We start from the raw sequence: 13,083 nt of genomic DNA, 5'->3' as shown, positions 1-13,083 counted from the left end.
TTTAAACGGTTATTTCTGTAATTAATTGCTTTTCAAACTCTTCCGCTTTCATGCTTCCCAGATCACCCTGGCCATGTTTCCTCACAGAAACCACTCCATCGGCCATCTCCTTCTCACCTATAATGAGCATGTAAGGGATTTTCTTGACTTCGGCGTCACGTATCTTTCTTCCAATCTTTTCATCCCGTAAGTCAATCAAGCCGCGAATATCGGAATTATTAAGTGATTCTAAAACTTTTTTTGCATAATCTTCATACTTCTCAGATATCGGAAGTACAATGAATTGCTCCGGCGTAAGCCATAGTGGGAAGTTTCCTGCACAATGTTCGATCAGTACAGCTACAAAGCGTTCAAGCGAGCCAAACGGCGCCCTGTGAATCATCACCGGCCTGTGTTTCGCATTATCACTTCCTGTATATTCGAGTTCAAAACGCTCAGGCAGGTTATAATCCACCTGAATGGTACCCAACTGCCATTTCCTGCCCAACGCATCCTTAACCATAAAATCGAGCTTAGGACCATAGAATGCAGCCTCGCCCAATTCAACAACCGTCTTAAGGCCCTTTTCTTTCGCAGCCTCAATAATGGCTGATTCGGCGAGAAGCCAGTTCTGGTCAGAACCTATATACTTCGCTTTATTCTCGGGATCCCGTAAGGAGATCTGTGCAGTATAGTCTTCAAAGCCCAGAGCCTTAAATACATAAAGCACAAGGTCGATCACCTTCTTAAACTCTTCCAGCACCTGGTCTGGCCGGCAAAATAAATGCGCATCATCCTGTGTAAATCCACGTACCCTTGTCAGCCCGTGAAGCTCTCCGCTCTGCTCATACCGGTAAACGGTCCCAAACTCGGCATAGCGAACCGGCAGGTCCTTATAAGAGCGGGGTTTTGATTTATATATCTCGCAGTGATGCGGACAATTCATCGGCTTCAGAAGGAACTCTTCCCCTTCCTGCGGCGTCTTAATCGGCTGGAAGGAATCAGCACCATATTTTTCGTAATGTCCTGAAGTAATATACAGGTTCTTATGACCAATATGAGGAGTGATTACCTGCTCGTATCCGCTTTTCACCTGCGCCTTCTGAAGGAAGTTAACCAGCTTCTCCCTTAGAGCAGTACCCTTCGGCAGCCAAAGAGGCAAACCCATTCCAACCTTCTCAGAAAAAGTAAAAAGTTCAAGTTCCTTTCCCAGTTTCCGGTGATCCCGCTTTTTAGCCTCCTCGATCATCTTTAGATAATCCGCCAGCTCGCTCTGCTTTGGAAACGTCACACCGTAAATACGGGTAAGCTGTTTCCGGCTTTCGTCTCCCCGCCAATAAGCACCGGCTACGTTCATAAGCTTTACAGCCTTGATAAACCCTGTATTAGGGATATGCGGACCGCGGCACAAGTCGGTAAAATTACCTTGTGTATAGAAAGTTATCGACCCGTCAGGAAGATCTTTGATCAGGTCGAGTTTATACTCGTCGCCCTTTTCAGTAAAATAAGCTTCTGCATCTGCCTTGCTCACCGGTTTACGGACATATTCCGATTTTGACCTGGCAAGCTCCAGCATCTTATTTTCGATATCTTTAAAGTCATCGGAGGAAAACTCACGATCACCAAAATCGACATCGTAATAAAAGCCCGTTTCAATGGCCGGACCAATACCAAATTTCGTTCCCGGATACAAAGCTTCAAGCGCTTCCGCCATCAGGTGCGCTGACGAATGCCAGAAAGTCGATTTGCCGTTACCATCGTTCCAGGTAAGCAGCTTCAGGGAAGCATCAGATTCAATAGGGCGGCTCGCGTCCCATATCTCACCGTTTACTTCTGCTGCTAATACGTTTCGTGCTAAACCTTCGGAGATCGATTGTGCGATCTGAAGAGAACTGGTTCCTTTCTCAAACTGTTTGACAGAACCATCAGGAAGAGTAATGTTAATCATCTACAACTATGATTTATGATTCAAAATTTATAAAAAAACGCGATCACGTACCAGGTGATCTTTAATTATCGTGCAAAGGTAGGATTTTAGTATCAAGTAGCAAGATACAAGTAGCCAGACCAGCGTCAAAAAGAAGAAATATCGTCTAGTCTTGATACTAAATACCTGATACTAACTCACACGTTCCCCCATCCGTGTGCCAGGACATCGGCAAGATGCATGGTTTTAATAGGTAACTTATTCTTGTCAATATATCCCTGCAGGTTTAAAAGACAGGAAGCATCGGTAGAGATAATATATTCGGCATCAACGGCCAGCGCATTATCTACTTTCTGCTGAGCCATAGCGGATGATATGCTGTTAAACTTCACAGAAAAAGTCCCGCCAAAGCCGCAGCAGGTGTCGGTGTCTTTCATCTCTACCAAATCAAGTCCATGTACCTTGGCCAGCAATGCCCGCGGCTCGTCCTTAATTTTACACTCACGTAAACCTGCGCACGAATCGTGGTATACAGCCCTGCCTTCCAGCTCGGCGCCAAAATAATCCTTACCGATAATGTTCACCAGGAAGTCCGACAACTCGTGAATATTGCTTTGAATAGCACGGCACTTGTTGTGGACAGCGGTATTGGTAAACAAGTCGTTATAGTAGTTTTTTACCATTCCCGTGCACGAAGCCGACGGCGACACGATGTAATTATTCTCAGTAAAGTCATTGAGGAACTTGTTGCCCACGGCCTTTGCCTCATCCCAGAAGCCCGCATTGAAAGAAGCCTGACCACAGCAGGTCTGCTCAGCGTTATATTTTACCTTACATCCCGCTTTCTCAAGTATCTTCACCGTATTAAAAGCCGTTTCCGGATACAGTTGATCAATAAAACAGGGAATAAACAATTCTACAGTCATAATCAGGGTAGTAAAGGTAAAAGGATAAAGCTAAAAGCGCAAAGCAATTAATTGATTATTAAATAAAGAATTATACTTCGCTGTTATTCACCCGATTCTCCCTGGTAAAAAGCAGTACAATCAGCACGATCAATCCCAGAACGAAGAAAACACTAAGCCCCAGTGCAGAGTTCCTGATATTCGAATGTTCTTCAATAAAAGCAAAAGCTGCCAGTCCGAGTACGATAGCCAGCTTTTCCGTTACATCGTAAAAGCTGAAGAAGGATGCCGTATCAGGAGTATTTTCAGGAAGGAACTTCGAGTAAGTAGACCGTGAAAGCGATTGTATCCCTCCCATAATCAGGCCTACCAGCGCAGCAATGATATAAAACTGGTTCTCTGTGGAAATTCCGTAAGCAGCTACGCACACTCCAATCCATACAACAACAACCATAATCAGCACTTTCACGTTCCCTATCCGCCGTGCCAGCGACGACATCAGGTAGGCTCCGGCTATAGCCACTAACTGGATGATCAATATGGTAGCAATCAGCCTGGAAGTTCCCAGGTGCAGTACCTTTTCGCCAAAACTCGCCGCTACAAGCATAATGGTTTGAACCCCCACCGAATAAAGGAAAAAGGCAAGTAAGAAGCGCTTCATCACTTTCATGGTATTCACCTGACGCCAAACCTTGGCAAGCTCCTGGTAACCACTATGTATCACCTGCCGGTTGATTTTCTCCTTATTAGGGCTTCCTGCGGGAAGAACTTTAAAAGGAATCTGCGCAAACAATATCCACCACACGCCAACCAGCAGAAAAGATAACCTCGCCGGAAAGGACGCATCGGTAATACCGAACCATTCGGGTTTCAATACAAAAACAAAACAAATGATCTGCAGAAGTACGCTTCCAATGTAGCCATACGCAAACCCCTGTGCACTCACCCGGTCCTGCTGATCCTGACTGGCTATTTCGGGAAGATACGAATTGCTGAACATCACGCCGCCGATATACCCCATGGCAGCAACGGCAAAACAAATGATGCCAATTTCAAGCGTCTCCAGTTTAAAAAAGAACAAGCCGATACAGGCGAGGCCTCCCACATAAGTAAACAGCTTCATAAAAACTTTCTTATTGCCCCTGAAGTCTGCCGTAGAAGATAGAAGCGGCAACAATAAAGCCATTACCAGGTACGCCGCCGAAAGAGCGTAATTAGACAGCGCCGTGTTTACGAAAGTCCTTCCAAAGAACGACACCTTATCCCCATGTTCACTTGTAGTGGTGATAATGGTATAATACGCAGGAAAAATTGTCGAAGTGATCACCAGATTATAGGCCGAATTGGCCCAGTCGAACATGGCCCATCCCCTGATCGTTCTTTTGTTATTCTTAATATCTTGCATAGAGGATTCCAAGATAGATAAAATTTCGCTCTTCACCTCACTGAGCTTTTCGAAGATTAATATCAGATTGACGTACTTCAGTTTTCCTTTCGCAGCACTTCCAGCGGCGGACTGTTTAAAACACCGCGACTGTTAAACAGCCCCATGAAGACAGTGATCATACAGACAAGCAGGAATAAAACCAGCAGCGGCAAGGCCTGCGGCCTGAATTCTGTTTCAAAGCTAAACCTCGCCAAAGCCCAGGAGGCGCCCAGTGAAAGGATAATGCCAGTAGTGGCAGCAAAAGCGCCTAAAAAGAGATATTCCAGTGACGTAATCGTCAGGATCTGCTTCCGGCTGCCTCCCAATGTCCGCAATAATACACTCTCCTTCAGCCGCTGGTATTTGCTCACCAGAACAGAGGCAATAAGTACTATCAATCCTGTTATGATGCTAAAAGCCGCCATAAAACGGATAACAAAACCTATCTTGCTGAGTATGTCGTCTAAGGTCCTGAGTACCAGGTTAAGATCTATAATGGACACGTTCGGAAAATTGCGTACTACCGCCTGCTGAAACGCAACAGAAGCCTCAGCCGAAGGCACTCTGGTAAGCAACACATGAAACTGCGGCGCCGCTTCCAGCACCCCTGTAGGAAAAACAACCCTGAAGTTTGTTTGAATACGGTTCCAGTCGACCTCCCGCAGACTGCCTACCACAACAGGGATCAATGCCCCCTGTACATTAAACACCATAGGATCGCCCACCTTTACATTGATCCGGTGAGCGTAGCCTTTATCAAGCGATACATACACCGTACCGCTTCCTGCTTTGCCTGTCCATTTTCCATCCGTTATCCGCTCTGAAGAGGTAAGACTATCTCTGAACGTAGCCCTGATCTCGGAATTAAACGCCCGGACCGGAATTCCCTGCGTGGTGTCTTTTTTTACCTGCGCGGCCGTTTTTCCTTTAATTTCTTCAATCCGCATCGTAACGATAGGCACCTGCTGCAGGACAGGGAGGTTATTGAGTTTAGCAAGGTTGGCAACCGCATTTCTCTGGCTTGTTTGAATATCGAAAAGAACCATGTTGGGCTGATTGCCGCTCGCGGAAAGCGTCACCTGTTTCATTAACACGTCCTGCACAAGCATAAGAGTGCTTATAAATGCGGTCCCAAGTCCGATCGATACAATTAATATCAGCGTTTGATTGTTGGGCCTGAAGAGATTGGCCAGTCCCTGCCGCCACAGGTAACTCCATGAAGAAGGGAAAAACCTTTTTACAAGCCACATCAGAAGCCATGCAGTGCCACATAAAGCAAGGAAGGCAGCCAACACCCCGGCGCTAAAATAGACCGCCCGGATAAGGCTTTTTAGTTGCAGGTAGCTGAACAGCACCACGAACGCTCCAATAAGCACGTACACCAACCATTTTAGGATATCCCATCTCTTCTTCACCTCCTCAACAGAGGAACGAAGCGTATTAAGGGGCGAGATATTCCTGACCGATAATAAGGGCAAAAGGGCAAACAGCAACGAAACAACCATCCCGGCAGCAATGCCCTGTAAAACAGCGGGAACGGAAATACTCGTAGTAACCTCAATTGGCAGAAAGTCCTTTAACACCACCGGCAGCACCTGTTGAATGATCGTGCCAAGCATCGCTCCCAGCACCGAACCAATAAATCCCACGGCAACAATCTGTATAAGATAAATAAGAAAAGCCTGCAAAGAACTAACGCCCAGGCATCTCAAAATAGCTACAGATGCGAGCTTCTCCCTCACATAGATATGAATTGAACTGGCCACGCCAATACAGCCAAGCAAAAGAGCAATAAAGCCCACCAGCGACAAAAAGCGGTTCAGGTCCTCAAAAGACCGTCCGGTGTTTTGTTTCTGCGTTTCTACAGTTTCCAGGTCCATTCCTGCCTTGTCCGTACGTTTCCGTATATCTTTAAGCTGCTTTTCGAGCGAACCGGCACTGGTATACCTGTAATAAAAGTTATAATTGATCCGGCTTCCTTTTTGCTGAAGCCCCGTTTGTTCGAGATACTGTAACGGAATATACACCACAGGCGCTATTCCTGACGAAATACCTGTTTGTCCAGGCGCTTTATCAAGGATACCCGCAATGACGAAGCTCAAATTACCCACATGAACCGAATCGCCGGTCTGCGCCCTGAACTGCAGCATCACCGTCTTGTCAACAAGAGCATACTTTCCCGATCTGAAAGACGTGGCTGCATTCACAGGACTGGTTTCAATTCGGCCGTAATAAGGAAATCCGCCACGGAGCGCTCTCACCTGAACCAGCCTTGTTCCGCCGCTGCCCGGGAAATAAACCATCGAAGCAAAGCTGCGCTCCTCAGACCGCTGGTCACCAAGTGTAGCCAGGTATTTTTTCATGGGGCCTGAAGGCTGGCTGTTTCCCGATATAGTAAGGTCGGCACCCGCCAGCGTTGCAGCCTGCGAGTCAATATCTCTCTGCAAATTGTGCCCGAAAGAATAAATGGCAACGAGTGCGGCTATGCCCAGAATAATGGAGGAAATAAACAAAAATAACCTCGGCCGGCTCCGGCGGCTGTCACGCCAGGCCATTTTAATAAGCCATGAAATATTGAGAGATACTTTCTTATCCATACCTATACGCCCTGCGTTACCGGTTCGTCCGAGTAAATAGCTCCGCCCCTGATCCTGATGATCCTCTGCGTCCTGGCCGCGAGCTCCATGTCATGGGTGACCATGATCAGCGTAGTCCCCGTTTCCCTGTTCAGGTCGAAGATCAGCCGGATGACGCGCTCGCTCGTTTCGGCGTCAAGGTTACCCGTGGGTTCATCGGCGAACAATATTTTTGGATCATTGGAAAAAGCCCTGGCAAGTGATACACGCTACTGTTCTCCGCCCGAAAGCTGGGCGGGATAATGATGTCCGCGGTCCGCCAGCCCTACCTTATCGAGCAGGTCGAGCGCTTTGGGCCTTATGTTTTTCTTACCCCTCAGCTCCAGGGGTACCATTACATTTTCCAGGGCCGTGAGGGTTGGAAGCAGCTGAAAGTTTTGAAAGATAAAACCTGTATATAAATTTCGTACAGATGCTCTTTCGTCTTCATTCAATTCATCAATACGAATATTGTTCAGCTCCACCGAACCGCTGCTTGAGCGATCAAGTCCGGCACAAAGCCCCAGCAGCGTGGTCTTTCCGCTGCCTGACGGCCCCACGATCGAAAGCATAGTCCCCTGCTCTACCGAAAAATTTATATCGTGCAGCACGGTTAAAGTTCTTCCCGCACTTTGATAGCTCTTACTTAAGTTCTGAACAGACAGAATATTTCCCACAATTTTATTTTTACTTTTATACCAGGTGCTCTAAAATAACACAAGCGGTTACAAATGAAACTAAATCCCTCCGATCCTGTTTAAAAACAGTCCGGTATATCGATATTAAGACATTAAGATGAATAAAGTAGTTACACTCATTCTGATTATTTGCCTGGCAGCAGCCTGCAGCAACGATCAGAAGAAAAACAATACGACAGAAGAGAACAAGATGCCCGTTCAGAAAGAAATTAAAAACATCCTTTTTTTCGGTAACAGCCTTACAGCAGGGTACGGACTCGACGATCCCTCAGCTCAATCATTCCCCGCATTGATTCAAAATAAAATAGATTCTTTAGGTCTTCCTTACAAATGTATTAATGCGGGTTCAAGCGGCGAAACCACTGCAGGAGGTAAAAGCCGCATCGGCTGGCTCCTGCGAAACAAGGTTGATGTATTTGTCCTTGAACTGGGCGCGAACGACGGACTGCGGGGAATACCGGTAAAAGAAACAAAAGCAAACCTTCAGGCGATTGTGGATACAGTCAGGTCAAAATATCCTTCGGCTAAGCTTGTCCTCCTCGGTATGGAGGTCCCGCCCAATATGGGAGGAAGTTATGCCGCCAGCTTCCGTGTCATTTTCAGGGAGATAGCAGAAAAAAACAATATGACATTCGTTCCTTTCCTGCTTGATAACGTAGCCGGAATCAGCAGGCTGAACCAAAAAGACGGCATCCACCCAACAATGGAAGGGGTTCGAATTATGACTGAAAACGTGTGGAAAGAGTTAAAGAAAGTTTTGTCAGATTAATATCAAAAAAACTTGCATTGTAAGGTCATATTTTTATATATTGCAAAATAATAGCACATGAAATAAACCGATTAATATGAAGAGTGCAAATGCAGTATGGCTGGGAGCCTGTGCTCTTATTATATCACTACAATCATGCAGCACGATGGGGCGGCTGCCTTCAGGAGTGGAGATAGGTTCAGGAGTAGGAGAGCGAATGGGGGCATCGTTAGGAAAAAAAAGCGGTAATAGTGCCGTAGGCGCCGTAATAGGTGCGGCATTCTGCGGTTCAGCAGGAAATTTACTCGACCGGTATGTGGCAGCGCTGACGGGAGCAAACCGGCCAGCCCTTTATATCATCAACGGAATACCTTATACACGAAAAAAAGCACTCAACAGTTATAAACACGTACAACCAGGCGATATTCAAAGTATAACACGTTTAAACAAAGACGAAGCTGTAGCCCGATACGGAAGTCTTGGCGAAAAAGGCGCCGTTATTATAGCTTTAAACAAAACGCCTGAAGTAACAGCTGAATAAATACTGCTAAAAATCATTTCATTACTTCTTTCAATTTTTACCGGCAATACCGCCTGGCAATGATTGCTTGTGCCGTCTCGTTCAGAATGTTCAGCCCCATTAACCTAAAGCCTTATAAATTCTTTTTAAACATATAAGCTAAGCTGTAATTATCAGGAACAAATTCACGTACGGATTAAAGATGTTTTATTTAACAAAAGATTAATGCACACTAAATACTAAATTCCTTACTTGCTCAAACCCTTTGAAACAATGACACAAGAAATATTCTACTCCCTGGTTTTCCTGATCCTGCTTATCGTTGGGGCTCTTTATATCTTTAGTCCTTACGATCTGGAAATTGACGACGACGACATTTGATACGGTCTTGCACCGGCTTCTATATATCCTTAATATTACCATACGCATCAATTTCTGCATAGTTAACATTAAGGTAACATCCACCTGTATTAAACGTCTTTTATTTCGTGAAACCCTTTGACATTCATCCTTTAATTAATAATTTTAAAAAAAATAAAATCTGTTTATGTCAAAAGTTACCGAAAAAGATGTAATCCGCTTATTGGAAGAGCGTGTTGAAAAGCTTCAGAATAATATAAAAAAAACCGAAGCAGCCCTCGCTGTGCTCACTGGCTCAGATGAGTCCGATAAGACGAAACTGAAAAAAAAGGATCGTAAAATCATCAAAGAAGCTAAAGAGAAAATCAAGAAGAACCTGCGCAAGAAAGAGAAGACACAGGATAAAGCATCTTCGGGGACAGCTGATAAATCTTCGTTAGAAACATTTTCTGTTCTGGCCGAAATATAAGCCAGTATATCAGGACAAACGCGTTGTTTTAAAAGTCAGCTGCAGCCACTTGTCCTGATAATATTTTGTCCAGCTTCTCTATTTTCTCAAGAGGAGGCCTGTACAGAAATATCCCGTTATCTTTATCCTTCCTGATCCCGCGTACAAAAAAGTACAATACACCGCCAAAATGAGTATCATAGTCGAAACCTGGTAACCTGCTTCCAAGGTATTTCTTTGCAGCGAGTGTATAAATGAGGTACTGAAGATGATAGTTATTATCATTCATTGCAGCGGCGACGCCTTCAGCCGAATAATCGCTCATCGAACTGCCGAGATAGTTCGATTTCCAGTCAAGGATAAAAAACTTTCCGTTCCATTCAAAGAACAGGTCCATTTTTCCATTCATGAGCCCTTCCAGCTTATTCAGGCTGTCTACATGAATTTCCATCCCCTCATCGGATAAAGTTTCGAGCATCGCCGTCTCGAACATGGGTACCCGAAAGTCGAATTCAAACTCATGAAGCTGGTTACCATGCGCTACATCTGCCAGGCAGAAATTAAACCCTCCCAGCTCTATCCGGACATGCAGTACATGGTCAAGCAAAAGCTTCAGCATATCGGCGTAAGGCCCCGAATCACCGGGAATAAAGCGTTTAACAGCCTCATCAATCACAAAAGGCCAGTTATTGCTGTTGCCAAACTGCACATTCTCAAAAATAAAGTGAAGGAGGTTCCCTGTTTTAGCCCCCCTGGTCAGTTCATTGAACACAAAACGTTCATAAGGCTCTGTGCGGCTGTCGGCGCGGCCCAGGCTTGCTGGCGCATGTTCCGCCCGCAGCATCGAATAACTCATCCTCCTCCAGTTTGCGCCGGCGAGGCTAAACCGTACCTTCGTTTTTGGTATGAGCGGCGGCAGCTTAGCCCCCGTATTAAAAAAGTATTTTGCGGGAACGGCAAGTGGTGCCGAAAACTCAATTAAAGGCGATGTATTGCGAACCAAAGCATTATAAAAAACAGACAAAGTGGACTGGCGGGCTGAGGCATTCTTAAAAATAAAGCATTTATAAACGGCCCGCGTCACAGCAACATATAAAAGCCTCCTGTTTTCCTGCTCGAGCTGATTGTATAAAACCTTGATCTGCTCCTCGCTCATCGCTTCCCGGCTCATAGAAACATACTCTCCTGTCTCTGCATCCCTGAAACTGCAGAACGGTCTTTTGTTATCGATAGTGAAGTCGAGAAAGGGCGCTAAAACTATATTATACTCCAATCCCTTACTTTTATGTATAGTTACAATCTTTACCGTATCCTCGTCGCTTTCTACCCGTAGTTCATATTCGTCACCATCGGTTTCCATCCCCTCAATCCCTCTCTTCAGCCAGCTGATCAACTCCAGGGGCGACAGCTTTTTCCGGGTCTGCACTTTATGAAGCAATTCGATCAGCTGAAAAAGGTTGGTAATGATTCTTTCCCCATTCTCTGTATGACCGGCAAGCAACACCTCTGTTACGGAATAGTCGGCCACGAAATCCATCAGCGCAGTATAAATGCCGTTCTCATCCCAGCTTGTCTTGTACTTTCTGAAAAGTTCGAGTGCTTTTTCATCATCCAGGGTGAGAATGTCTTCTGTTTTGTAGCCCGTGAACGACGACAATAGGGCCCTGTTAATATTCTGCATGGAGATATCAGACATTGCCTCCAGCAGATACAGCAGGGAGCGTGCCTCGTCCGACTGCAGAACCTTATCATCACCTATCGTAACAGCCGGAATCCCATATTTGGCAAGCTTCGCTTTTACGATTTTGCCATCGCGGTTAGATCGCACCAGGATACCGATATCGGCAGGACTTATTCCCCTCTCCTTTCCCGTTTCTCCTATCAAATATTCGTTACCATCGAGCAGCGCAATCACCTGGGCTGCAACGGCATCATAAACGGCATCTTTGTTAGGCGTCTGGCAAACTGAGATCGGCGCATCCGGCGATTGATGGCGCCACAGCTGCCCTCTAAAATTCTCCTCAGGTGATTCTATCTCAATATAATCAATAGCGTTCTCCGCCTCATTGAAATAAAAAGTATCGAAATCAGGCTCCGGTTTAAAGAACAGGTTCATCGCCCCGATATAAGGCGCCGAAGAACGGTAATTAACATTCATCCCGTACCGGTGGTCTACCGCCTCCCCTGCCTTGAAATAGGTAAAGATATCGGCCTTTCTCCAGGCATAAATTGACTGCTTCGGATCACCTATGTAAAATAAAATGGTGCCTTCACCAAACGCTGCACCAAAAATTTCATATTGCAGGCGGTCGGTGTCCTGAAACTCATCTACAAACACAGCCTTATATTTCTTCCTGAGCTCTTCTGCAAGGCGCGGGTTATCACGCTTAACCAGCGAATCATGCAGGTTTACGATCATGTCGTCGAACGACATCTGGTTATTCCGCCGTTTATGTTCTGTCACACCCGACGATACCTTGCTGATAGCAAGGCAGTATAAGCGACTGATAACATTCTTCAATATCCCGTCGCGTTGCCCGGCTACCGCATCACATTCATCACATCTATCAAGTACATCCTGATAGAGCTTCGTAATATAAGCCGACTTTCTCTTCTCAACTACGGCCTGTACAAAACTTTCAGGATCGTCTATCAGATGCAAAATGTGTTTACGGGCATTGCTGTTTTCCTCACTTACACGCTTTAAATTTTCGGCGTTATCCACCACATACCTGGTCAGGCAAGTCCGCAGTTCAACCTCACTTGCCTTCAACTCCTGTAACTCCCGGATAAAGCGCTGATGATCCTCCTCGCAAAACGAGTAATCCGAAGTCTCGGCGTATCCAAAATATTTCTTCCCGTCGAGATGCTCTTTAAGCACTTGCAAGATTGAGTCACGCGACAGCCCGGCGCCAATCAAAGGCTCCAGCAGCTCAGCCGGAACCGTGGTAACATGCTTTCTCCAAAACTTGTTCACCTCTTCGGCAAGCAGGGCGCTGGTATCCTGCAGGGTTTCAGCACCAAACAGTTGCCTGGTTTCGAAAGCAAATTCACTAAGCGTGATCTGGCAGAAACTATGAATGGTAAGTACCGAAGTCTCATCAAGAAACAAAACAGCCTCCTTCAGCAGCGACTGAACCTCCTCCATTCCATACTGCTCTGCCGCCCTGTTAACCAGTGAACTTATCGTTTTATCTTTTATAGTTCCGCCCCCCGAAGCTTTAAAGGCGAGCCGCACAAACAAACGGATCCGGTCTTCCAGTTCGGCTACAGCTGCCTTTGTAAAGGTTACCATAAGGATTTCCTTTACCGAAAGGCGTTTCTCCAATACCAGGCGTAATACAAGAATGGCAATTGAATAGGTCTTCCCGGTGCCTGCACTGGCCTCAATCAGGTTGCTGCCTTCCAGCGATACAGTAGCAGCATTAAAACTTTCAAATCCTTTTACAGACGACAT

General features: G+C 45.8%; 10 protein-coding genes. 4 read left to right on the top strand and 6 right to left on the bottom strand.

Annotated features, from left to right (window positions below):
* Position 1: 1 nt before the first annotated feature.
* The 4 genes from thrS to BDE36_RS10115 form a co-directional block, all read right to left on the bottom strand.
* The gene (thrS, locus tag BDE36_RS10130; protein ID WP_128769113.1) at positions 2-1,927 is read right to left on the bottom strand and encodes a threonine--tRNA ligase; all 1,926 of its coding nucleotides are present in this window, start codon (positions 1,925-1,927) and stop codon (positions 2-4) included.
* 176 nt (positions 1,928-2,103) lie between these two features.
* A complete protein-coding gene (locus BDE36_RS10125; protein WP_141814774.1) occupies positions 2,104-2,832 on the bottom strand; it encodes a (Fe-S)-binding protein in 729 nt (242 codons plus the stop codon).
* A 70-nt stretch (positions 2,833-2,902) separates the two neighbouring features.
* On the bottom strand, positions 2,903-4,216 hold the full coding sequence (locus BDE36_RS10120) for an MFS transporter (protein WP_141814773.1): 1,314 nt from the start codon (positions 4,214-4,216) through the stop codon (positions 2,903-2,905).
* Positions 4,217-4,293: 77 nt separating this feature from the next.
* Entirely contained in the window at positions 4,294-6,834 is a 2,541-nt protein-coding gene (locus BDE36_RS10115) for an ABC transporter permease (RefSeq protein ID WP_141814772.1), read from the bottom strand.
* 57 nt (positions 6,835-6,891) lie between these two features.
* On the opposite strand from BDE36_RS10115, the gene BDE36_RS24400 reads away from it, so the two are divergent.
* Positions 6,892-7,116, top strand: a complete 225-nt coding sequence (locus BDE36_RS24400) for a hypothetical protein (protein ID WP_244939611.1) — start codon at positions 6,892-6,894, stop codon at positions 7,114-7,116.
* Here BDE36_RS24400 and BDE36_RS24395 read toward each other — a convergent pair.
* Positions 7,083-7,529 carry an ABC transporter ATP-binding protein gene (locus tag BDE36_RS24395; protein WP_235904226.1) on the bottom strand — a complete coding sequence of 149 codons (447 nt, stop codon included), beginning with the start codon at positions 7,527-7,529 and terminating at the stop codon, positions 7,083-7,085. The genes BDE36_RS24400 and BDE36_RS24395 overlap by 34 nt on opposite strands.
* Positions 7,530-7,647: 118 nt before the next feature.
* Between BDE36_RS24395 and BDE36_RS10105 the strand changes: the two genes are divergently transcribed.
* From BDE36_RS10105 to BDE36_RS10095, 3 genes are all read left to right on the top strand, one after another.
* Entirely contained in the window at positions 7,648-8,319 is a 672-nt protein-coding gene (locus BDE36_RS10105; RefSeq protein WP_141814771.1) for an arylesterase, read from the top strand.
* 76 nt (positions 8,320-8,395) lie between these two features.
* The gene (locus BDE36_RS10100; RefSeq protein ID WP_128769119.1) at positions 8,396-8,839 is read left to right on the top strand and encodes a hypothetical protein; all 444 of its coding nucleotides are present in this window, start codon (positions 8,396-8,398) and stop codon (positions 8,837-8,839) included.
* A gap of 526 nt (positions 8,840-9,365) precedes the next feature.
* Positions 9,366-9,647, top strand: a complete 282-nt coding sequence (locus BDE36_RS10095; protein ID WP_128769120.1) for a hypothetical protein — start codon at positions 9,366-9,368, stop codon at positions 9,645-9,647.
* A 28-nt stretch (positions 9,648-9,675) separates the two neighbouring features.
* On the opposite strand, the gene BDE36_RS10090 is transcribed toward BDE36_RS10095, so the two are convergent.
* Positions 9,676-13,083 carry a UvrD-helicase domain-containing protein gene (locus BDE36_RS10090; RefSeq protein WP_141814770.1) on the bottom strand — a complete coding sequence of 1,136 codons (3,408 nt, stop codon included), beginning with the start codon at positions 13,081-13,083 and terminating at the stop codon, positions 9,676-9,678.

The sequence above is a fragment of the Arcticibacter tournemirensis genome (assembly GCF_006716645.1).
GTDB classification, from domain to species: Bacteria; Bacteroidota; Bacteroidia; order Sphingobacteriales; family Sphingobacteriaceae; genus Arcticibacter; species Arcticibacter tournemirensis.
The sequence above is the reverse complement of the archived record's forward strand: the minus strand, read 5'-3'. Positions and strand labels throughout refer to the sequence as shown.

Bases quoted from the DNA above. Each gene is read 5' to 3' on its own strand.
- BDE36_RS10090 (WP_141814770.1), bottom strand. From the start codon at position 13,083: ATGTCGTCTGTAAAAGGATTTGAAAGTTTTAATGCTGCTACTGTATCG.
- BDE36_RS10115 (WP_141814772.1), bottom strand. From the start codon at position 6,834: ATGGATAAGAAAGTATCTCTCAATATTTCATGGCTTATTAAAATGGCC.
- BDE36_RS10100 (WP_128769119.1), top strand. From the start codon at position 8,396: ATGAAGAGTGCAAATGCAGTATGGCTGGGAGCCTGTGCTCTTATTATA.
- BDE36_RS10105 (WP_141814771.1), top strand. From the start codon at position 7,648: ATGAATAAAGTAGTTACACTCATTCTGATTATTTGCCTGGCAGCAGCC.
- thrS (WP_128769113.1), bottom strand. From the start codon at position 1,927: ATGATTAACATTACTCTTCCTGATGGTTCTGTCAAACAGTTTGAGAAA.
- BDE36_RS10095 (WP_128769120.1), top strand. From the start codon at position 9,366: ATGTCAAAAGTTACCGAAAAAGATGTAATCCGCTTATTGGAAGAGCGT.
- BDE36_RS10120 (WP_141814773.1), bottom strand. From the start codon at position 4,216: ATGCAAGATATTAAGAATAACAAAAGAACGATCAGGGGATGGGCCATG.
- BDE36_RS10125 (WP_141814774.1), bottom strand. From the start codon at position 2,832: ATGACTGTAGAATTGTTTATTCCCTGTTTTATTGATCAACTGTATCCG.
- BDE36_RS24400 (WP_244939611.1), top strand. From the start codon at position 6,892: ATGATCCTCTGCGTCCTGGCCGCGAGCTCCATGTCATGGGTGACCATG.